20 protein-coding genes are annotated in these 23,188 nt (G+C 42.2%); 3 read left to right on the top strand and 17 right to left on the bottom strand.

Features of this window, described 5'->3' with window-relative positions:
- Window positions 1–2: 2 nt before the first annotated feature.
- The 5 genes from DWW43_RS01820 to DWW43_RS01795 all read right to left on the bottom strand — a co-directional run bounded on the left by DWW43_RS01820 (window position 3) and on the right by DWW43_RS01795 (window position 6,280).
- Window positions 3–1,754 (bottom strand): ABC transporter ATP-binding protein, encoded by a 1,752-nt coding sequence (locus DWW43_RS01820; RefSeq protein ID WP_008402341.1) that lies wholly within the window; start codon window positions 1,752–1,754, stop codon window positions 3–5.
- Window positions 1,755–1,771: 17 nt separating this feature from the next.
- On the bottom strand, window positions 1,772–2,236 hold the full coding sequence (locus DWW43_RS01815) for a MarR family transcriptional regulator (protein WP_008402340.1): 465 nt from the start codon (window positions 2,234–2,236) through the stop codon (window positions 1,772–1,774).
- A gap of 452 nt (window positions 2,237–2,688) precedes the next feature.
- On the bottom strand, window positions 2,689–3,393 hold the full coding sequence (locus DWW43_RS01810) for a response regulator transcription factor (RefSeq protein ID WP_008402338.1): 705 nt from the start codon (window positions 3,391–3,393) through the stop codon (window positions 2,689–2,691).
- Window positions 3,386–4,450: a DUF4118 domain-containing protein gene (locus DWW43_RS01805; protein WP_119962567.1), complete on the bottom strand. Its 1,065-nt coding sequence runs from the start codon at window positions 4,448–4,450 to the stop codon at window positions 3,386–3,388. Before DWW43_RS01805 ends, DWW43_RS01810 begins: the two co-directional genes overlap by 8 nt.
- A 486-nt stretch (window positions 4,451–4,936) precedes the next feature.
- Window positions 4,937–6,280, bottom strand: coding sequence for a hypothetical protein (locus DWW43_RS01795; protein WP_119962565.1), 1,344 nt, complete (start codon window positions 6,278–6,280; stop codon window positions 4,937–4,939).
- Between the two features lie 150 nt (window positions 6,281–6,430).
- On the opposite strand from DWW43_RS01795, the gene DWW43_RS01790 reads away from it, so the two are divergent.
- The gene (locus DWW43_RS01790) at window positions 6,431–7,159 is read left to right on the top strand and encodes a LytTR family DNA-binding domain-containing protein (RefSeq protein ID WP_008402335.1); all 729 of its coding nucleotides are present in this window, start codon (window positions 6,431–6,433) and stop codon (window positions 7,157–7,159) included.
- 476 nt (window positions 7,160–7,635) lie between these two features.
- Here the strand turns inward: DWW43_RS01790 and DWW43_RS01785 are convergent, their stop codons facing one another.
- A complete protein-coding gene (locus DWW43_RS01785) occupies window positions 7,636–8,364 on the bottom strand; it encodes an ATP-binding protein (protein WP_008402334.1) in 729 nt (242 codons plus the stop codon).
- 278 nt (window positions 8,365–8,642) lie between these two features.
- Between DWW43_RS01785 and DWW43_RS01780 the strand changes: the two genes are divergently transcribed.
- Complete coding sequence (locus tag DWW43_RS01780; RefSeq protein WP_119962564.1) at window positions 8,643–9,083, top strand: MarR family transcriptional regulator; 441 nt, start codon at window positions 8,643–8,645, stop codon at window positions 9,081–9,083.
- Window positions 9,084–9,205: 122 nt separating this feature from the next.
- Window positions 9,206–10,702 carry an MATE family efflux transporter gene (locus tag DWW43_RS01775; protein ID WP_243104372.1) on the top strand — a complete coding sequence of 499 codons (1,497 nt, stop codon included), beginning with the start codon at window positions 9,206–9,208 and terminating at the stop codon, window positions 10,700–10,702.
- Between the two features lie 78 nt (window positions 10,703–10,780).
- Here DWW43_RS01775 and DWW43_RS01770 read toward each other — a convergent pair whose 3' ends face one another.
- The 11 genes from DWW43_RS01770 to DWW43_RS01720 all read right to left on the bottom strand — a co-directional run bounded on the left by DWW43_RS01770 (window position 10,781) and on the right by DWW43_RS01720 (window position 23,184).
- Window positions 10,781–12,145 (bottom strand): MATE family efflux transporter, encoded by a 1,365-nt coding sequence (locus DWW43_RS01770; protein ID WP_119962563.1) that lies wholly within the window; start codon window positions 12,143–12,145, stop codon window positions 10,781–10,783.
- A 148-nt stretch (window positions 12,146–12,293) separates the two neighbouring features.
- A complete protein-coding gene (locus tag DWW43_RS01765) occupies window positions 12,294–13,319 on the bottom strand; it encodes an aldo/keto reductase (RefSeq protein ID WP_119962562.1) in 1,026 nt (341 codons plus the stop codon).
- A 112-nt stretch (window positions 13,320–13,431) separates the two neighbouring features.
- Window positions 13,432–14,448 carry a UDP-glucose 4-epimerase GalE gene (gene galE, locus DWW43_RS01760; protein ID WP_008402329.1) on the bottom strand — a complete coding sequence of 339 codons (1,017 nt, stop codon included), beginning with the start codon at window positions 14,446–14,448 and terminating at the stop codon, window positions 13,432–13,434.
- Between the two features lie 170 nt (window positions 14,449–14,618).
- Window positions 14,619–15,461, bottom strand: coding sequence for a TIGR03915 family putative DNA repair protein (locus tag DWW43_RS01755; protein ID WP_119962561.1), 843 nt, complete (start codon window positions 15,459–15,461; stop codon window positions 14,619–14,621).
- A gap of 107 nt (window positions 15,462–15,568) precedes the next feature.
- On the bottom strand, window positions 15,569–17,032 hold the full coding sequence (locus tag DWW43_RS01750; RefSeq protein WP_119962560.1) for a putative DNA modification/repair radical SAM protein: 1,464 nt from the start codon (window positions 17,030–17,032) through the stop codon (window positions 15,569–15,571).
- A gap of 744 nt (window positions 17,033–17,776) precedes the next feature.
- Window positions 17,777–18,328, bottom strand: coding sequence for a hypothetical protein (locus DWW43_RS01745; RefSeq protein WP_119962559.1), 552 nt, complete (start codon window positions 18,326–18,328; stop codon window positions 17,777–17,779).
- 74 nt (window positions 18,329–18,402) lie between these two features.
- Window positions 18,403–18,984, bottom strand: a complete 582-nt coding sequence (locus DWW43_RS01740) for a xanthine phosphoribosyltransferase (protein WP_119962558.1) — start codon at window positions 18,982–18,984, stop codon at window positions 18,403–18,405.
- 117 nt (window positions 18,985–19,101) lie between these two features.
- Window positions 19,102–19,644 (bottom strand): DUF308 domain-containing protein, encoded by a 543-nt coding sequence (locus DWW43_RS01735; protein WP_117808815.1) that lies wholly within the window; start codon window positions 19,642–19,644, stop codon window positions 19,102–19,104.
- 5 nt (window positions 19,645–19,649) lie between these two features.
- A complete protein-coding gene (ftsH, locus tag DWW43_RS01730; protein WP_119962557.1) occupies window positions 19,650–21,467 on the bottom strand; it encodes an ATP-dependent zinc metalloprotease FtsH in 1,818 nt (605 codons plus the stop codon).
- Window positions 21,468–21,737: 270 nt separating this feature from the next.
- On the bottom strand, window positions 21,738–22,622 hold the full coding sequence (locus DWW43_RS01725; protein ID WP_165852996.1) for a DUF3298 and DUF4163 domain-containing protein: 885 nt from the start codon (window positions 22,620–22,622) through the stop codon (window positions 21,738–21,740).
- Window positions 22,612–23,184 (bottom strand): sigma-70 family RNA polymerase sigma factor, encoded by a 573-nt coding sequence (locus DWW43_RS01720; protein ID WP_117823013.1) that lies wholly within the window; start codon window positions 23,182–23,184, stop codon window positions 22,612–22,614. Before DWW43_RS01720 ends, DWW43_RS01725 begins: the two co-directional genes overlap by 11 nt.
- Between the last annotated feature and the right edge of the window lie 4 nt (window positions 23,185–23,188).

The following is a 23,188-nucleotide window of genomic DNA, read 5'->3' as shown; positions in this document are numbered from 1 at the left end:
GTTTACTCATCCTGACCGCCTCCCTTCTGCTGTGATTCATATACTTCTCTGTAGATCGGACTCTTTACGATCAATTCTTCATGCGTACCTACATCCATGATCTTACCATCATCCAATACCACGATCTTATCTGCGTGCTGAACAGAGGAAATTCTCTGCGCAATGATGATCTTGGTCGTGTCCGGCAGGTATTCGGCAAATGCTTTCTGGATCATCGCATCGGTCTTTGTATCAACCGCACTGGTCGAATCATCGAGGATCAATATCTTCGGTTTCTTAAGAAGTGCCCGCGCAATACAAAGACGCTGCTTCTGTCCACCGGAGACATTTGTTCCACCCTGTTCAATATAGGTATCATATCCATCCGGCATCGCCTCAACGAATTCATCCGCGCAGGCAAGACGGCAGGCTTCTTTTACTTCTTCATCCGTCGCCTGTTCATTTCCCCAGCGGAGGTTCTCTTTTATCGTCCCTGAAAACAGTTCATTCTTCTGAAGAACCATTGCAACTGCATCACGAAGCACCTGCAGGTCATATTTGCGGACATCCACGCCACCGACCATAAGTGTTCCGCCTGTCACATCATACAGACGAGGGATCAACTGGACAAAGGAAGACTTCGATGAACCGGTTCCACCGATAATACCAACAGTCTCACCGGATCGGATCTTAAGATCTGCTCCGTCAATAACTTTCTTATCTGCCCGTTTGCTGTAAGAGAAATCCACATGATCATACACGATCGAACCATCTGCAACAGTCTGAACCGGGTTCTCCGGATTCTGTATCGTAGTTGTCTCCTCAAGCACCTCAACGATACGTTCCGTTGAAGATCTGGATATCATGATCATGACAAATACCATTGATAACATCATAAGTGCCATCAATATCTGCATCGCATATGTGATAAGTGCAGTCAACTTACCGGTCGTAAGTCCAAGTGCTTCGTTATTTCCGCTTGCCACAATGGCTTTTGCACCGATCCATGAAATTGCGATCATACATCCATACATGAAGAACTGCATCAAAGGAGAGTTAAATGCCAGGATTCTTTCTGCCTTTACAAAATCCTTATAGATATCACCTGATGCATGTTTGAATTTGCCGATCTCGGCTTCCTGCGAATTAAAGGATTTGACAACCCGCATTCCCTTTACATTTTCCTGAACGATATTATTTAAACCGTCATATTTGTGGAATACCCGTTCGAAGATCGGGTGTACCTTGGTTGCTATAAATATCAGACCGAATCCCATAAATGGAATAACGATCAGGAATATCCATGCCAGTTTTGCATTGATCGTAAAGGAAACGATCACGGAAAAGATCAGCATGATCGGTCCTCTGACTGCAATACGAATGATCATCTGATATGCGTTCTGAATATTCGTTACGTCTGTGGTCAGTCTTGTTACGATAGATGAAGTGGAAAACTTATCTATGTTAGAAAATGAAAATGTCTGGACATTATCATAGATATCCTGTCGCAGATTTGCGGAAAATCCTGCTGACGCTTTCGCACCGAGAACTGCTGCAAGCACACCTGTTAAAAGCTGTAAGGCTGCAAGCACAATCAGCCATGTTCCATCCTTTACGACAATACTCATCTTTCCACCTTCGATACCAAAATCCAACAGATCAGACATACAAAGTGGAATTAAAATCTCAAATACTACTTCAATTGCTGCACAGAATATCGTAAGCAGTGTCGGCTTCTTATATTCCCGCAAACTTTTTAATAATTTTCTGATCATACGTCCTCCTTCTTTCTTTATCTGATATTTTCATATAATTTTTCAAGCAGCTTTTTCGCCTGCGCCACCTCATTCTCTGAAAAAGAATGAAGCAGTCTCTGTTCCGCAGCTCTCCTGCCTTCATACATTTTATTGAGCAGTTTTTCAGCTTCACAGGTGCTGCATACCATCTTATTTCGTTTGTTATTCTCATCCAGATGACAGTTCAGATAACCTTTCTTTTCCAGACGGTTCACGATGCCGACAACTGTCGGATGCGCTACATCCAGAAATACCTCGATCTCCTTCTGTGTCACCATTCCACCATTCCAGTACACATATTCAATCACTCTTGCCTGTGAACTGGTCAGATCCACGTCACATAAATATGCGTCAAATCCGGCCTTCAGCTTATCATTGATCCGCTTAATATAATAACCGATGTCCTTCTCCGGACCACACGGCAGCTTTCGATCTGCATCCATATCCTTTTCCTGTTCCATTACGGTTCCTTTCTTTTATTTACAGCTATGTATAATTTTCGGAAAATGCTCTTACATTTAATGTTATATAGCTTGCATATCTTATACATACTATACATCTTTTTTCATGTGTAGCACGCTACATTTTAGTTCAAAAAAAAGAATGTGTCAACACCACTTCCTGTATTTTATATTAAAAAAACATAAAATCTTTCTCTTATAGTCAATTATCTACTTATACAAAAAACTCTACAGCACTCGGTCACGGGGATGGTGCTTGTTATAAAATAACATTGCGAGATTTCGTTGTGAACTGCACATTGCCGGTAAATACGAGTGCTTGTCCGTGTGAAGCGAGTTAGCACAGGAGTATTTACGAATAGGGCAATGTCCAGAGAACAGAAATCGCAGCACGTTATTTATAACAAGCGCCATCCCCGTGACCGAATGCTGTAGAGTTTCAGAATTCTTTTCTATGAATCGCACATCCGGTATCCGACCCCTAATTCATTCGTTATGTAATTCTCCTTACCGGGAACTGCACCGAACTTCTTTCGGATATTCGCCATATTCACCTGCAGCTTCTTCCGGCTTCCCGAATCATTATATCCCCAGATCTCGTTGATGATAAAACTGTAGGTCAGCATCTTACCTGCATGCTCGGATAACAACGCTACAATATTATATTCTGTCTGTGTCAGCTTCACTTCATTTCCGGCGATCGTAACCAGTCTTGCATCATAATTGATAACCAGCTCTCCAACCTCGAACCTTCCACCCGGCCGCAATCCGTCCTCTGCCCGATGCGTAGCGATACGGAGTGCTGAACGTACCCTTGCTACCAGTTCATTTGAACTGAATGGCTTGGTTACATAATCATTTGCACCCTCATTGAGTGCCTCTACTTTATCCCTCTCATCAGAACGTGCCGATAAAACGATGATCGGTGTAAATGATGATTGCCGCACTTCCCTTAAAAATGTCATTCCATCCCGATCCGGCAATCCCAGATCCAGAATGACCAGATCAGGACGATGGGATGCAAACATCATCTGTCCCCCCCGACAGGAATATGCGGAAACAGCCTGATATCCATTTGCTTCCATCAGCGCACTGATCAGATTATTAATATGTTCTTCGTCTTCAATTATCAATATCTTATATCTGTTATTAATCATTCTCAGTTTCCTCCATATCCAATGTAAACCGCACAACAGCACCGCCATCCTGCAGATTCTCCGCAGAGATCTCACCACCATGGGCTTTTACGATCGTGGTACATACCGACAATCCGATCCCTGCATTTTTCTTACTGCTGTCAAGTCCTGATTCACCATAAACCAGCTTCCCTGCAAATATATCCTTTACCTTGTCAACCGGAATACCACATCCGTTGTCCCGGATCTCAAATACTGCAAAATGCCCACTCGTATATACACGAAGCCCAAGCTTACTCATTCCCTCTGCATGCTGAACTGCATTTTCTAATAGATTCAGGATCAACTGCTCGACTAAGATCGCATCCATCGGAATCATGATCAGTTCATCCGGAATGTCAATCTCAACATTCTGATCTTCATACCGTTTATTGAACTTAACCAGGACAGAATCTAACAGCTCATCCAGCGCGATCGGGATCTTAATGATCTTAACATTTTTTCCATCCAGTCTGGTAATCGATAACATATTCTCAACCATTCGTGACAGCCATTGCGCATCCTGTTTGATTCCGCGAAGCATACTTTTCTTCTGCTCCTCCGTAAATTCATTCTTGTCATCTAACATTGCAGAGCTTGCACCATAAATCGTTGTAAGCGGTGTCCGAAAATCATGGGATACGGATCGGAGCAGGTTTGCCCGCATCTTCTCCTGCTCACTCTCTGCCTTTAACTGTTCCTGACTCTTCAGCTTATTTGTAAATCCGCAGGTAATAACTGCAATAGCTATCATGATAACGGCAGAGATCATATTTTCCGGAATCGTAAAATTAATCTTAAAATAAGGAAATGTAAATGCATAATTTACCGCCAGAATGCTGATGACAGATGCGACCGCACCATATAAGAAACCATCTGTGACAACGGATACCAGAAATACATCCAACAGAAAAATAGAGGGTATCAAAGTCTGATTTCCCCACTCCTTCTGCATAAACAGGGACAACAAAAATCCACATACCAATATCGCTGCCGTAATTAAAAAATTCTTTGTAAAATTCAGGAATCTGTTCATCATTTTCTCCGCTGTATCTTTTTGTAATCTGTTATAACAATCGTATCCATTTCAATCAATTTTGACAAGCATTATTATATATGCATATTCTAAACTGTCACAATATATATTGTAGCACGTTTTACGGTTAAGGCATGGTAAAAGGCTAAAAAAAGAAGACCTGATACCTGCGTTTCTCGGTACAACTATCAGATCTTCCTTCATCCGTTCCAATGTATGCTTTTCATATTTTGCAACCATAATCTACTGCACTCATTCTGAGTTTCCACAATCTTGCAGCAAGGAGAGCTGATTGGGCTGAAAAATATATGTCCTCTCTGACATAAATGCATATATTATGAACTTTCCCACTCAATAATATATCGGTTTTCGATATATCTATGAAGTTATTATATCAAAACATTTATCAGATACAATAAACCTGTCGTAATCTGCAATGTTTCCGTCGTAATCGACATATTTCTACAAATTCCGGATACGGGTCTCTGCTCATGCGGTCAGATACAGATGAGATTCTTTCCTGTTATTCCACTGGAATCCCTCATGCCGCTCCATAATAAACTGGATGATCTGCTTATTATTCCGTATCTCCTTTCTGTTATCTGAATTCATCTCAATACCCTTCATGCGAAGTCCGATACCCTTAAGCACAACCTGAATATTTCCATCTGAGGATTCCGATGGTGCGATCTGAATCCGAAGTGTCCGGGGCAATGACTCTGATATGGAATCCTGCTTATTCTCTCCCTGATCTTCATTCAACAAAATAACATTATGTACCATCCGCTCGATCAGATATCCCATGTCGAGTTCTACATTTGTATCAATCTGAATTTCTTCTGCTGCAACTTCCGGATGAATACCTGCACCCTCACAGACAGATGTAACATTATTTAATGCCAGATTCAGGATTGAATGATCTGTGTATTTTATATACTCCTTCTGTTTTCCCGGTTTCAGATCCTCCTGTAACTGTCTGATCTGCTCCTGTTCCTTCCGGACATCTCCTGCCAGATCAAGTATATGCACATAATTATACAGATCATGCTTGATATCCCGCAGCCTGTTGTAATCAGCCAGAAGCTTCTCATAATCCTCTTTCTGCTGCTTCATCTTTGCTTCCAGAAAACGTATCATTTTTCTTTGATAGCTATTATATACGATCGTATACAGATGATACGTAACTATAAAAGCAGATGCCCAGATTCCCAGTGCTATAAACTGTGACATCAGATTAACCTCTTTTACCATAGTCACAAAATACACGACCAACATCATATATCCGGTTCCAACAGCCAGAATCCACACCATGCTTCTGGCAAATGATTGTCTCCGGAACTTCCCGTATGGCATAAATGTCCGCATAAACCAGACTTCAATGATCGTTCCTATGCCCTCACGCAAGGCTTCTACCCCAAGCCAGACAAGCAATGCCTTTGCACTGTATAATACCGGTGTATCATTATATGCATATCCAAACAGCTCCTCGATCACTGCTGACATCGTCACCGTAACAAGATCAAATGTCATAATACCCACCATAAATGATACCAAATTTATAACCATGCGCTCTTTACGGTATAATACGACACCTACAAGCATCATCGCAAATCCAAAAGTATAGACGATGGTGCGAAACCATACCGGTGCATCAAGCTGTATACTTGTATTTATTAAAACGCGGAGGAAAAACATATTTAAAATATTCAATCCCAGATAGATCCGGTCTCTTCTTCCACGATCCATTCCCATATAAGCACCCAGATAAATATTAAATTGTAATGCCGTGATCAGGGCTGCTCCGAGCACCTGCAGGAATGTCCATATGTTCATTTATTATCTCACCTTCTATGTTCCGGCCACTGTATCCCGCATCCATTTTCTGACTTTTTTCTTGTCTTATATTAACAAATTTACTATAATATTACCAGTTAATTAGAAATAATTCTTCTTGGGAATTACTATTTGCAGGGGGCAACAAATATGGACTTAAAACTTTTATTATGCGATGATTCGGATTTACAATTAAAAGAAACAACAACCTTCGTACATTCCTGTCTGAATACTTACACAGCATTTACATCCGTGATCAATCCTTACAAACCGGAAGAACTAAAGAAGTTGCTTGAAAATGATATGCTCGACTATGATATTGCCATTTTAGATATTGAGATGGGCGAATTAAATGGTATCGACCTCGCTTCTGCGATCAACCAGCGATGCCCGCAATGTGCAGTTATTTTTCTTACCAGCCATACCGATTATATCTCTGACTCTTATGAAGTCCGTCATATATATTATGTTACGAAGGATTCCATACAAAGATATCTGCCAAAAGCCCTCGATAAAGCAGTCCGGCTTACTGTCGAACGCAAGACTCGATTTCTGGATATTACTTCCAATCGCAAACGCTATACACTCCCCTGCGATTCGATCACATATATCGAACGAATCGGGCGGGAGATCATTATCTATACAAATGAACAAAAATCGTACAAAGTATACGAATCCATTCAGGCTGTAAGTAAGCGTCTTCCTGCCTGTTTCTCACAATGCCACAGTTCTTTTGTGGTGAATCTTGAATATGTTAAAAATGCCGCCTCACAGGAGATTGAACTGACTGACGGTGTTAAACTGCCTGTCGGCAGGCGTTACGCCAAGCCGATCAAAGCCGCCTACCTGAAATACATTTCCGAGCACGCTATGTTGTAAACTAACGACAAGACAACTATATGACATGCGCTTGTATCCATTCATGCCGCAGAACACTCCCGTTCTATTCTCACTATCTAGTTGCTTTCATATGTTTCAGAAAATAAAATTCTGCAAATAACAATATTTCTGATAAAAAAGGGAATACTTGATTTTAACCGGAGCATATGATATATTGTGTTTAGGCAAAAACGATATTAACAGTCCGTAAGGGCAACAAAAAAGCCATGAGATGCCACTCATGGCTTTTTCTATTCCGTTTCGGCAAAGGTGGCTTAAACCTTAGGCTGGTTGCCGATTATTTGTCTCCGTCCAACCATTTGCATATGTAGTAGGCAACTACACTTGCCATAACAGAGATAATAAACGATACTAACACTTCCGTAAGTCAACCCCCCTTTCTGTGCCTATATAGGGGTGGCAACGGATTTAGTATATCACAGATGAAACTCTTTTACGAACAAAAAAGATGCCATTTACAACATAACCGCGACTTCGAAGGTATCGCCCTTGTCGGTAAACTCGACCGTGCCATCGTATTTGGCGACGATCTGACGGATAATCCGGACACCCCTGCCATGGTTTTCTGCATCGAGTTTTGTTGTATGGAATTGATTTTCTGTAACAGAAATCTCCGTTCTTTTGGAATTTTCAATGGTAACAAAGAAGTTGCTTCCACGATTCAATATCGATATATGTATGTATCTTTTATTTTTCCCATTTATATCCTGTGCCGGTACAGACTCGGCTGCTTCTATCGCATTGTCTAACAGATTGGCAAACAGACGGATCTTGTCGACATCTTCCATCTGAATCTCCGGTAAACCGGTCGGGATATTATAGGTAAATGCGATCTGTTTTTCTGTTGCAAGATCCCGCTTATCTGAGATCGTGCAGTCAAGGATCGTGTCATTTGTCACAATCATCTGTCTGATCTGTTCGATCTCCTTCTTCTTTTTTTCTATATATCCTTTGGTGTCTTTCTGTTCTCTGATCAGTTCATTGATCTCATTTGAAATCTCATATATCTTTTTATTGGTATCCTCGATCGTCTTCATATGCGTATACGAAGACTGAATACTTCTTGTAAACTGTTGTCTTTTCTTTTTCAGCTTTTTTGCTGAAATGATATTGTAGATCAGCGATCCTATAAGCGCAATTACTACTGCTATAATTATCCATGTTTTCTCGTTTATCTGCGGCATATTATCCTCTGATTATCCTATTTCTATATGTAACTCTGCAATACAGGTGATCCGGTATGCAATAAAATTTTATACTTAGCTATCCTATCTGTGCGTACAAATTTTAGTATATCTATTATTTTTTCTCTGTCAATAATATTTTTGCCTTTAGATTTTGTCCCAGATAACACCCTGACTGCGTTTTCCTCTTTCTATAAAAATTATATATATGGGTTGACTCTTTCATTTTTGAAGTTATAATAGTTCTAAAAAGAACTTTATGAAAATGAGGAATACATATGACTATTCAACCGCCATCCAATATTTTTGATATGACAAAAAGTCTGATGAAGCTTCAGGAAAAATATCTTGAAAGCATCCGGACAGACTATAAGCTTTCACGGATTGAAGTTATCATCATTACTTTTTTACACAATAATCCGGCACATGATACTGCCAGAGATATCGTAGAGTTTCGTATGCTGCAGCGTGGAAATGTATCCACAGCCATTGATTCTCTCACCGACAAAGGCTATCTGACCAGACATCCGGACACAAATGATAAACGAATCATTCATCTGAAGCTCTCCGATAGATCAATTCCTGTTATACATGCGATCGAGAAAAAGCAGGACGAACTGATCTCCTGCATCTTTGAAGGTTTTTCAGATGACGAAAAGAAGAATTTTGCATCCTATAACAAGCGTTTGTATGACAACGTGTTATCACATTTAAAATAATATGATCACAACACTGCTGCCTGAATACCGGGCAGTTCGGACAATACTATATTCAGGCAAGCTCATATCGCAATTAACTTTTATACAATATAAAACATCAATCAAAGGAACGAGGAATATACATGAAGAAACAAACACAAACCTACAGCATAACCGATTCTCCAAACAACACATCAAAAGCTTCACCACCAACCGGCGAAGAATCCATATCGAAAAACATCAGGGACAACCAACCGAACCGAATTGTTCACAACTCAAGCTCATCCGACCGGGAATTTCTGGCAAAAGAACCGATCGGCAAATTACTGGCAAAGCTCGCACTTCCTACAGTCGCCGCACAGATGATCAATATGCTGTATAACATCGTTGATCGTATTTACATCGGTCATATCCCACAAAACGGTTCACTGGCACTTACCGGTGTCGGTGTCTGTATGCCCCTTATCATGATCATCTCCGCTTTCGCGGCTCTGGTCGGAAATGGCGGTGCTCCACGAGCTACCATCTATATGGGCAAAAATAAAAAAGACGATGCCGAGAAAATCCTCGGTAACTGTTTTACCATGCAGATCATCTTATCCGTTATACTGACTGCTGTTCTTCTGATCTGGAATCGCGACCTGCTTCTGGCATTCGGTGCAAGTAAGAATACCATTAACTATGCAACCTCATATATGAATATCTACGCCATCGGCACAATCTTTGTACAGCTCACTCTGGGTATGAATGCATTTATCACTGCACAGGGCTTCGCCAAAGAAGGTATGTTGTCCGTACTGATCGGTGCGATCGCGAATATCATCTTAGACCCGATCTTTATCTTTGCGCTTCATATGGGAGTAAAAGGCGCGGCCCTTGCAACGATCATTTCTCAGGGTTGTTCCTGCATCTGGGTCTTAAGCTTCCTCTTCGGCAAGCGGACAACTCTCCGCATCCGTGTGAAAAACCTCGGTTTGCAGGCCTCCTATATCCTGCCATGTCTGGCACTCGGTTCTGCCGTCTTTATCATGCAGGGAAGTGAAAGTATCATATCCGTGTGCTTCAACTCCTCCCTTCTGAAATATGGCGGAGATATGGCCGTCGGTGCTATGACGATCCTTACCAGCGTCATGCAGTTCGCCATGCTCCCACTTCAGGGACTTGGCCAGGGTGCTCAGCCGATCATCAGTTATAACTATGGTGCAAAAAATGCATCCAGAGTAAAGGATGCATTCAAACTTCTGCTGAAGGTCAGCCTGACATATTCTGTTTTATTATGGCTTTGCATTATATGTTTTCCTCAGGTTTTTGCATCCATCTTTACCCCGGATACAGCCCTGATCACATTTACCAAGGATGCACTTAGATACTACCTTGCGGTTATGTTCTTATTTGGAATCCAGATCTCCTGCCAAATGACATTCAATGCTCTCGGCAACGCTCCGGCATCCATCATCGTTGCGATCATGCGTAAATTCGTCCTGTTGATCCCATTGGTCTTCATTATGCCGCATATCTACACCGCAGATAAGACAATGGCTGTCTACATGGCAGAACCGATCGCGGACCTGATCGCCGTAACCTTCACCGCCATCCTGTTCTTCTTCCAGTTCAGAAAGGCACTACGAGAGATCGAGTAAATAATTCTATCAGATAAAATGACCGGATAATCATATCCTGTTCTTACAGGCATTTGACTATCCGGTCGTTTATATTTTTCATCGAGCTTTTTCATGCTTTAATTCAGGCAACACCGTGGCACACATTGTAAAGAAGCTGGCACATCCGCCGATCAGATTTGAAACCGGCTCTGCCCAGAATACACCATCCACTCCAAGATTCCCAATTTTCGGAAGCAGAATGGTAAGTGGCACTACGATAAATGCCTTCCGAAGCAGAGAAAAGAAGGTAGCCTTTTTTGCCTTTCCAAGCGCAAGGAACACACTCTGTCCGGTAAACTGCAATGCCATAAAACAAAATCCAAAGAAATATATATGTAATGCCGGAACCCCTTTTGCGATCAGTTCCGGTGAATGATTAAATATACGGATAAACGGCTCCGGGAACAATCTGAGAATGCCCCATGCCGCAAAAGTATAGGTTACGCATAATATAGTCAGGAAACGGATGGCTTTCCGTACCTTCTCATATGCCCCTTCTCCATAATTAAAGCTCATGACCGGAGATGCACCATTTGTAATACCCATAACCGGAAGTGTACAGATATCCCGCACGGAATTCAATACGGTCATAACGCCCACATAGATATCCCCACCATAGACCTGAAGTGTCGCATTACATACAACCTGTACCAGACTGTTTGTAAATGCCATGATAAAGCTGGATACTCCCAGACTGATGATCCGCAAAACCCGTTTCCACTGCAGCCACATACAGCTCCATTTCAAATGAAGCACTGCCCGTTTTCCGGTCAGGAATACAAGTACCCATACTGTCGAGCAAAACTGAGAAATGATCGTCGCAATAGCCGCTCCTCTTACTCCCAGATTTAAAGTAAAGATAAATATAGGATCCAGTATTATATTTAAAACTGCTCCGATCAGAACCGATATCATCCCTGTATTTCCAAAGCCCTGACTGTTGATAAACGGATTCATTCCTACCGATACCATGACAAATACCGTTCCCAGCAGATAGATCCGAATATAGGAGCCTGCATATGGGAATGTATCATCACTTGCACCAAACAGATAAAGAATCGGCTTATAAAAGATCAGCCCGATAATCGTCAATACAATCCCTGTTCCGATCAATAACGTAAAAGCATTTCCCATCAGATGCTCTGCTTCTTCATCATTACCCTTACCGCGTTCCATGGAACAAAGCGGTGCACCTCCATTTCCATACAGATAGGTAAAGGCGGTGATCAGTGAAATGATCGGAAAGCACAGACCTACCCCTGTCAGTGCAGTTGTACCGACTTCCGGGATCCGCCCGATGTAGATCCTGTCAACCACGTTATATAAAAGATTAAGTAGCTGTGCCAGGATCATTGGTACAGCTACTTCTATAATATTTCTATATACATTTCCACTTGAGAAATCTGTCTGATGTGCCTGCAATACCGTCTTCCTCTTTCAAAATAACATACAATATGATCCGTTCTGTTCCGTCAATACTTTCAAAAGCATTGTCTGTCAGAAAATACTTTTCAGAACTGTCTTTTATATTATATTCTTTTTTGAAGTGAAGTCAAATAACACTTATCCTCTATGCGTGATAAAGGTTGACCGCCTTTTCGATCAGTGCCAGTTCCTCTGCTTCCATCTCGGTTGTTCTCTGCTTCTCAGCAGCCTTCAGATTACTGAGTATCTGTTCCGGCTTCGATGCACCGATCAAAACAGTTGTAACCTCCGGTTTGTTCAGCAGCCATGCAATCGCAAGCTCTGACAAGCTCATATTATAGCCTGCTGCAATATCATTTAACTCTGTCAGAAGCGGACGCATCGATACGACCTGATCCTCATGAAGGAACCGTCCGTCTCTTGCCACCCGGCTGTCCTTTGGAATATTCTGCAGATATTTATCGGTTAACATCCCCTGTGCCAGTGGAGAAAAGCAGATCAGTCCTCTTCCGGATGCATATGTCTGCTTCAGTAGTCCGTTCTTCTCAACTGTCCGATCCAGAATATTGTAACGATTCTGATTGATGATAAACGGACAATGCAGTTCATCCAGAATCCGCTCTGCTTTCGCCATCGTCGGGCCGTCATAATTCGACAGACCTACATATAAAGCCTTACCGCTTCTTACGATCTGTGCAAGCGCTTCCATCGTTTCTTCTAACGGTGTGTTCGGGTCCATGCGATGGTGATAGAAGATATCTACATATGGAAGTCCCATTCTCTTTAAGCTCTGATCCAGACTCGCAATCAGGTATTTGCGGCTGCCCCAGTTGCCATAAGGACCTTCCCACATATCAAATCCTGCTTTTGTACTGATCACCATCTCGTCTCTGTAAGCACTCATTTCTTCCCGGAGGATTCTGCCGAAATTTTCCTCTGCGCTTCCATATATCGGACCGTAATTATTTGCCAGATCGAAATGTGTGATTCCGTGATCAAATGCGGTAAAGCACATCTGTTTCATATTCTCATAATTATCTACACTACCGAAATTATGCCATAGACCAAGTGCGATCGGAGGAAGCATCAGACCACTTTTACCGCAATGGCGGTAAAAATCCGTTCCTTCTGTCTCTGTATATCTGGTCTTTGAAGCTGCATATTCTGCCATATAAACGAACCCCTTTCTATCTTAAACAAACAGGCAATTGTATCTTCTCTATGCCCTGTATTCCGGCACGTTTACAATTGCCTGTCTGTTACTTATTTACTGAATATTTTCATTATGCACCATAGCCATCCGGATTCATGCTCTGCCATCTCCATGAATCTGCGCACATCTCATCGATTCCGTATTCTGCTTCCCAGCCAAGTTCTTTCTTAGCAAGAGTTGCATCAGAATAACAGGTTGCGATATCACCTGCACGACGAGGCTTGATCTCATAAGGGATTTTCTTACCGCACGCCTTCTCAAATGCCTTAACAACATCTAAAACGCTGTATCCTTTTCCTGTACCCAGATTGTAAATCTTTACACCCGGATTCTCTTTGATCTTATTGATCGCTTTTACATGACCCTTGGCAAGATCTACAACATGAATGTAATCTCTGACACCTGTTCCGTCCGGTGTATCATAGTCATCGCCGAATACACCAAGACAAGGAAGCTTTCCTACCGCTACCTGTGCTACATAAGGAAGCAGGTTGTTTGGAATACCCTTTGGATCTTCTCCGATCAGTCCACTCTTATGTGCTCCGATTGGATTGAAGTAACGAAGCAGGATTACATTCCATTCCGGATCTGCTGTGTGGATATCTGTCAGGATCTGCTCAAGCATATGCTTGGTCCAGCCGTAAGGATTTGTGCAGACACCCTTTGGACATTCCTCTGTGATCGGAATAAATGCAGGATTGCCATATACGGTTGCAGATGATGAAAAGATAATGTTCTTGCATCCATTCTCGCGCATTGCCTTGCAAAGTGTTAATGTACCCGCGATGTTATTCTCATAATATTCGAGTGGCTTACGAACAGACTCACCAACTGCTTTTAAACCTGCAAAATGAATTACTGTATCCGGCTTTTCTTTTGCAAAGATTTCGTTCATTGCATCCAGATCACGGATATCCTTCTCATAAAATGTTACGTCTTTTCCTGTTATCTCTTTTATTCTTCCAATTACTTTCGGACTCGCATTATACAGATTGTCAACAACTACTACATCATATCCTGCTTCTAATAATTCAACGCAAGTATGACTTCCAATATAACCAGCACCACCTGTTACTAAAATCTTCATATCATAATCCTCCTGTAAAATAAATTCTTAACCTTCGGTTATCGCAACATTTATCGGTACCGGATTCTCTGTTACGATAACCACTATCATCATTATACACGAGAATAAAAACTAATCAATAGTTTTTGCTAAATTTTTACTAAAAGTTAGTAAATTTTATTCTTTTTTGTTTACTGCATGAATTCTACCGCATGCTTCCGCTTCCATATCGGCATCAGATTCCGCTGGCAGGTTGGATTCTTCCGCTGTTCAATCCCGATCGTATGAAAGAAGGTCTTCCAGAGTTCGGTATATTCATCCTTCAATAATTCCGTCTGTCGGAGCGTCTTTATTTCCTCATCGGACAACTCCCGCAAATACATCTTCTGAGCCTTTTCCTTCATATATCGGTTCTGTTCTGAAATCTCTCTTTCTCTATCTGCCTGCTTTTCCTGCTGCCCTGAGTAATGTTTTCCCGGATGGATCACCGCATACTTCCGGTTATCATCAAGGATCATAAAATATTCGTCCGGCATCCGGTCTGCAAAATGCTCTGCCACCTGATAGATCACATCATGCTTCGGTTCCAGATGACAGACATACACCTTATTATCAATCGAATTGAATCTGGCAAATTCCCGAAAATGATGAATCTCATTTCCAACTGCCCGCCGAATCTCCAGCATCCGGCTGACCGGAGGCTCTGCAAGCATCCCGATCACCCTTGGTCCTGCCTGAAATCCGATCCGCAAAAACCGGTAGATATCGTCCAGTACATCATCTTCCATCAGACAGGCATAATACACATCGATATATGCCTGCATCCCGATCTTATTTCGAACGGAACGCAGAACCTTTTCCGTCTTTTCTGCATCGGCATCCACATGGACATACTCGTCAAATAAAGTTGCCTGCACGATCGGCTCTGTCCGTAACCGCACCTTATCATGTCCGACCCGGAGTGCATAGACCCATGCATCATAGATGCAGGTCATCATATCTTCTAATTGATGTTTACAGGTAAATATCCTCATATTTACATTCTCCCATCTATATCCTCATCTATCTATAAAATCTATCCTGACAATATTTCTTCATACAATCGTCTATTCTTAAATAGAATTTTACATTTATCCACAAATCAATTCGGAACTCCAAATACTCCCTGAGCATCAAAAAAGGATAACTGCTTATATTCTTCTTCCTTATGCTCTACCTGCCAGTTTTCTTTTGCATGCTCGCCTATCAGTTGTCTGGTAATATACTGCTCTTCGATCGGTATCTTATACATCATCCGTCCTCCACAGGTAATAAAATAATGCGCCCGTTTCAACACCACGCCCATCTTCTTCAGATGGTCAAATTCCAGATGTCCGTACCGTCTCGCCTTTACAATCCTGCCTGCTGATTTCGGTCCTATCCCCGGCACCCGGAGCAGCGTATCATAAGAAGCTGTCTGCACTTCGATCGGGAACTGTTCCAGATGCCGGATAGCCCAGTCGCATTTCGGATCCATCCGGACATTAAAATTCGGTCGCTCCTCCGACAACAATTCATCTGCCTGAAATCCGTAAAACCGCAGCAGCCAGTCTGCCTGATACAGTCGGTGTTCTCTCAGAAGCGGAACCGGAGTCGCAAGAGACGGAAGTGCCGAGTCCTCATTTACCGGAATATAGGCGGAATAAAAGACACGTTTCAGATCATAGTTCTGGTATAACTTCTGTGTCGTCTGAACCAGCGTATAGTCGCTCTCATCGGATGCCCCAATGATCATCTGTGTACTCTGACCTGCCGGTGCAAATGTCCGCGGCTTCCATGTATCCCGAGTTGCCGGAGCAAAGGAAGCAGCTTTCTTCCAAAGAGAGCCGCCTCCATTACTCTGTGCTCCGGTCAGCCGTAACTGTTCTTTCCCGAATATACTTCCCGGCAGGTAACGATTCCCCAGACTGCGTTCCATTCTTGCATCTTTCCCTATCAGGGTTCTTGTCTCTGCGATCGTATCACGCACCTTCCCCATCGGAGTCATGATCGTCTGGAAGCTCTTATTCGGAGCAAGTTTCTTCAGGCTCTCCGCAGTCGGCAGCTCCAGATTCACACTGATGCGGTCGGCCAGAAATCCGGCAGCCGCAAGCAGTTCATCCGGTGCACCCGGAATCGTCTTTACATGAATATATCCGTTGAACCTGTATTTTGTACGAAGAAGCTGTAAAGTTATACAGATCTGCTCCATCGTGTATGCCGGATCACGGATCACACCGGAGCTTAAGAACAGCCCTTCTATATAATTCCTTTTATAAAATTCGATCGTCAGTTCACAGATCTCCTCCGGCGTAAAAGTGGCACGCTTGACATCATTCGATACTCGGTTCACGCAATACTTGCAGTCATAAATACAATGATTCGTCATCAGAATCTTGAGCAGAGAGATACAGCGTCCGTCTGATGCAAAGCTGTGACAGATTCCGCAGGATCGTGCATTTCCGAGCATTCCTTCCTTTCCTTTTCGATCCACACCGCTGGATGTACATGCCACATCATACTTCGCCGCATCCGCCAGTATATGTAATTTTTCCTGTATAGTTTTATTTGCTTGTATTTCGAACATATGTTTATTATAAGAACTTACGTTCGATTTTTCAAGTGGAAATTTTTGTTTTTTACATACGAAAAAGGCTTCCTGAAAGGATCCATGCAGCTAAATCAAACCTGTTCACTCAAATATTTATATCAAAATGAACAAGAGTATCATCTATTATTCCGCAAGACGCTTCCGCTCTACCTTCGACGTAATGGTACATAAGGCTACAAAATACGCAGCCTAAGTACCAACGCTCAGGCAGGCTTGCTTCACAATAATAATACTCTCGTCCATTTTTCTCAAAAACAATACTTTGCAAACAGGTTTGATATATCTGCAATATTAACAGGAAGCCTTTTTCTGTCTTTGTAATAAACTATATACATATTTCCACATTTAAAAATCAAACTGGTAATTGTTTCATATTGTGAAAATGTTACAGAATTGTTACAATTCCATTGTACTCGATCGATACATTTATAAATTACAACAGGAGGATTTTATTATGTGTATGAATTGTAACTGTTCAGATCTTTGGAATATGATCTGCAAATATCTAGGTTTAGGCTGTTAAATTATAAAAAAGGCTTCCCACTAATGTATGGGCTTATATCTTTATGGAACAGACCTTTTTTCACGTCGGTCCTTAGTGAACTGCGATAAGCAGTGAACTTAGTACCGTTATGTGAAAAATAGAACGCAAGTGTTCTGTGAAATAAAGGATATAGCCCATGCATCAGGGGGAAGCCTTTTTATTATTAAATATTTAAATTATTTCTTCTTATTCTTCAAGTCTGTCACCAGAATCATTGCTGCGCCGACTACCATAACGATCGCACCGATCAGCAGGAAGACGGTTCCATAGCCAAGGCTATAGACTATATCGCCATTGGCATTATTCTTGATCTGAACCATTGTATTGACCAGATCGATCATGATCACAGCCAGAGTCAGGATCGCTGTAAGTAACGTCCATTTTCTTGCATTTTTAAATACCATTATAATACTTGTGATCAATGCAAAAAATATAACAAGGATTCCGTCTCCACTCAGGAAATTGACGGATTCTGTTGTTCCATCCACAGTCGCCTGAACGAACGGCTGGAAGTTTGCCCATATCAGAAGCATCGCCATAAGTCCGATCAGAACTCTTCCGATCGCGACAGGTTTCGGTGTCTCCATCTTCTCATTTGCTACATTTGAAAACCGTTTGGAGATTCCTCCATAGGTCTTACTGTAATCCATAATGGATAAATCTTTCTCTCTGTGCTCTCCACTGCCGGAGGTTGTCTGCACAGAATCTTTCTCATTCTGTTCTGCCATAAAAAACTCCTTTAATTACTCCTCTGGGACAAGGCTACGATCGTGACACGATTTACAACCTTTGTCATTGCTTCCTACTGCTCCCGGAAAATGATATTTCCTGTCGCTGCATCCATCTCGTCTACAATTGCAAGGGATTCCAGATGATATCCCAGATTCCGGATGATCTGTCCGCCGGTCTGGAAGCCTTTTTCGATTACGATACCGATTCCCGCAACATTTGCACCGGCTGATGTCACGATAGAGATCAATCCCTGAAGCGCACAGCCATTTGCGAGAAAGTCATCAATGATCAGAACATTGTCATCCGGATTCAAGAACTTCTTTGACACGATAACCTGATTCTTACATTTGTGGGTAAAGGATTCTACCTCTGCCACATATACTTCACCTTCTATATTGATGCTTTTTGATTTCTTCGCAAAGATAACAGGCACATCAAACTGTCGCGCTGCCACACATGCAATCCCGATTCCGGATGCCTCAATCGTGAGGATCTTATTGATCGGCGTTCCTTCAAAACGCTTCTTAAATTCTTCACCGATCTGGTCAAATAACCGGATGTCCATCTGGTGATTCAAAAAGCTGTCAACCTTTAATACATTTCCGTCTTTTACAATTCCGTCTTTTACAATTCTTTCTTCTAAGAAATTCAACTGTAGTTCCTCCTTGAGATTGCTTTCGTCCTTAACAAACAATTAGTACAATCATACATCATTTCTCGACGAGATTCTACTGGAAATGTATTTTTTTATGATTCGGATTATTTACGCCTACCAGTCTGATCCCATTTTGCTGAGTGCTGATGCAATACTATCAATTCCAAGCACGATCAGATACAGTCCGATCAGATAACCGAATGCGACAACTGCCATAATCGGTTCTATCAGAAGCATAACTCCGATCACGATACCGATGATATTCAACAACAGGGATACAAGTCCGAAGCTGTTACCTGCAAAATACCGTACAGTGCTGATATGGGACAGTCTGGATATACTGTGCATAATGATCCAGAGTGCAAAGAGCCAGATCACTAACCGTTGTGCGGCTCCCGGACAGAGGATCAGCATCATACCAAGCAGGGTACTTAAGATGCCGGAGGTCAGGGATACTGTCGGTACAACTCCCATATGCCGCTCCATCTTTACATAAAATATAATATCTGCTATACCGCTGACTGCTGCCACGATTCCGTAACAGATGACAATACTGTTCAACATACTTTCAGGACGGATCATCGTAAAGATGCCAAGTATAGTGAGTATAATTCCAAGTATCAGCTCCATCCAGCCAAATCCTGTTCGTTTCCTCATAATTCTCACCTCTTATCCTGTAAAATGCTCATAAATTCGTCTCCTGTGATCGTCTCTCTCTCATATAAAAAGGCTGCCAGTTCATCCAGCTTTTCCCGGTTCTCCTCTAAGATCTTACGTGCTTTTTCATGCTGAACCTTCACCAGTTCTACAACCTTGCGGTCGATCTCCCGCTGGGTTTCCGGTGAACAGGTAAGGGATGTATCCCCACCAAGATACTGATTATTTCTCGTCTCCATCGCAACCATATCAAAGTCATCATTCATGCCATACTGGGTGATCATTGCCCGTGCGATCTTCGTTGCCTGCTCGATATCATTCGAGGCTCCGGTCGTAACCTCACCGAATACCACTTCCTCTGCTGCACGTCCACCGGTAAAGGTTGCAATCTTATTTTCCAGTTCTTCTTTTGTCAGCAGATATCTGTCTCCCTGCTCCACCTGCATGGTATAGCCGAGCGCACCTGAAGTTCTCGGAATGATCGTGATCTTCTGTACCGGTGCTGAGTGCGACTGCATGGCCGCTACGAGCGCATGTCCGATCTCATGATAGGCAACCACATGCTTTTCTTTATCTGATAAAACAGCATTCTTCTTCTGATATCCTGCGATAACTACTTCTACACTTTCTTCAAGATCTGCTTCTGTAACGATCGTTCTGCCTGCCCGTACTGTTCGAAGAGCTGCTTCATTTACGATATTGGCAAGCTCTGCACCGGAAGCTCCCGCTGCCATTCTTGCGATCGTATGGAAATCCACATCATCCGAAACCTTGATCTTTCTGGCATGTACCTGAAGGATTGCTTCCCTTCCTTTCAGATCCGGAAGTTCAACCGGGACTCTACGATCGAATCGACCCGGACGGGTAAGTGCAGGATCAAGCGATTCCGGTCGGTTTGTTGCCGCCAGAATGATAACGCCGTTGTTTCCTTCAAAACCATCCATCTCAGTCAGGAGCTGATTCAAGGTCTGTTCTCTTTCATCATTTCCTCCGATCTGTCCGTCACGCTTCTTACCGATCGCATCGATCTCATCGATAAATACGATACATGGTGCTTTTTCCTTTGCCTGCTTGAACAGATCTCTGACCTTGGAGGCACCCATACCTACAAACATTTCTACGAATTCCGAACCGGACATCGAGAAGAACGGTACATTGGACTCTCCCGCAACTGCTTTTGCAAGCATTGTTTTACCGGTTCCCGGAGGACCTACTAACAGGACACCCTTTGGCATCGAAGCACCGACATCCGTATATTTCGCAGGGTTGTGCAGATAATCAACGATCTCTGCCAGATTCTCTTTTGCTTCATCCTCTCCTGCGACATCCGAGAAACGGATACCATTTGTCGACTGCACATATACCTTGGCATTGCTCTTGCCCATTCCAAAGGACATCGCATTCTTACCGCCCGCCTGTTCGATCAGCTTCTTACTGAAATACTGGCCCAGTCCGATGAATATAATAATCGGAAGAAGAAATCTCAACAGGAAATTCCAGACCGGTGATACCGTCTCATCGACATTCTTTGAAAATACCGCTCCGGCATCGTATAACCGTTCCGTCAGTCCCGGATCATCCATAGCTCCGGTCTTATAGTATGTGTTCTTATCCTTGTCTGTGAAGATGATCTCGGAATCATCCACCTCTACTTCGCCAATATTTTTCTCATTGATCATCTTCATAAATGTTCCGTAATCTACTTCCTTGACCTGTATCTTCATCAGAAGCGGATAAATAAACATATTAAAAACCAGAAGAACGACCAGCACGATCCCATAATAGAAGATCAACGGCTTCTTGGGTGATTTTACTTCTTTCATATGTCTCCTCTCTTTCCGGCAGGTACCTGTAATTTCTACATATATGTACTGCCTTTTCCTGTATTATTTCTGAGTTTCGCAAATTATCGCAGCAATCGCCGCTGACCTGTGTTGACATAGCTTTTGGTATTGGTTATACAGGCAAAAGTCTGTTAGCACTCATATCGCAGGAGTGCTAAGTTTCTTTTAGAACAATATAGCCAGAAAAAAAGGAAATGTCAATCTCTTTTATAAAGATTTCACACTTCCTTTACAGCTTTTTATTTTATATTATTTTGATACATCAATTACAAATTCCGGCGTTCCCATTGCTCCTGCACCCAGCTCATATTTATTAAAAAATACCACAACCTGATCCTTGTCATTGATATAAAACTGTGTATCTTCATTGATCAGATCTTCCAGATCTAAATCTTCCCAGAGATAGAATTTCTTTTCGTCGTCCCAGGTATTGATCTGCTTCTGAACCTCATCGGCTATGATCTTCTTGTAATTGCTGCCAAACCATTCTTTTAATGTAATATCCTTTCCTGTATCCAGATCAATGTTATAATAGAACATCTGGTAATAACCGGTTGCCCGGGTCTCATTTTCACTGATCACAAAGGATACATAATGTTCATCCAGACATTTGACCTCATAGTCAATAACGATATCATATGGGATAAAGTTCTTCGGATCTCCCCCGGTTAATATATAAGCGTTATACTCTTCTTCCGCACGCTTCTTACTTGCCTCCACTTCCTGGTTGATCATCTTTGCTATCTCACGATTCACACGCTTTTCCAGTTCGGAATTTCCGGTATTATTCAACTGCGGAACTTTCACATTTACATATTTGGCTTCATCCTCATATTCATATTCCCGGAAGGTAAATACCTGACACACAGGACCGATAAACGGCGTATCGGCAGCTGCCTTTGCAAACGTCGGAGATACATTCAGCAGAACCACAAATATCAAAAACATTGCAGCTACGGCCTCTCCTGCATAACGCAGTATATGTTTCTTCCGTCTCGTATATATATTAACAGGCTTCTGATCCGACATCCCTGTGCTCTCTGTCGTCAGCCCTTCTTCTATCGCTTCCTGAACTATGGAATTCAATTGTTCCGGGATTTTTATATTTTCATATTCCTCTTTATTAAACTTCATCATAAACCTCCAAATCCAGCTTTAAGAGTTTCAAAGCCTTATACAACCTTGATTTTACTGTGTTGATATTATCTCCTGTAACCTCTGCGATCTTGTCAAATTGCATATCTTCAAAAAAACGCAAAAGAACGACTGTTTTCAATTTTGCCGGAAGCCGATCCATAGAATGATACAGATCGACATATTCCTCCTGCTTTCCCGTTCTGTCTGTACTGTCTTCAAGTGAATCATCCTCCTGCAGATAGACAACCTTTTTTTGCCTTCGCAAAGCCATCAGACATTCATTGATCAGTATACGATACGCCCATGTTTCAAAGTATTCCGGACTTTTTACCTGGCTCCGGTTCTGCAGTATCTTAACGACCGCATCATGAACCGCATCTAAAGCATCCTGTTCATTCTTCATATAGCCAAATGCCATCCGATAAAACTTCTCCTGATTATCCTCAATAAATCGTATCACCACAGTTGACCGGATTCCCGTATCTTGTGATTCCTGCTTTTTATAACCGGCACGTTCATTCTGATATTTTGTTTTTCTTAAAATACTACGCTCATTCACGTTC

It is taken from the genome of Clostridium sp. AF15-41, from assembly GCF_003604095.1.
Lineage (GTDB): Bacteria > Bacillota > Clostridia > Lachnospirales > Lachnospiraceae > Coprococcus.
The sequence above is the reverse complement of the archived record's forward strand: the minus strand, read 5'-3'. Positions and strand labels throughout refer to the sequence as shown.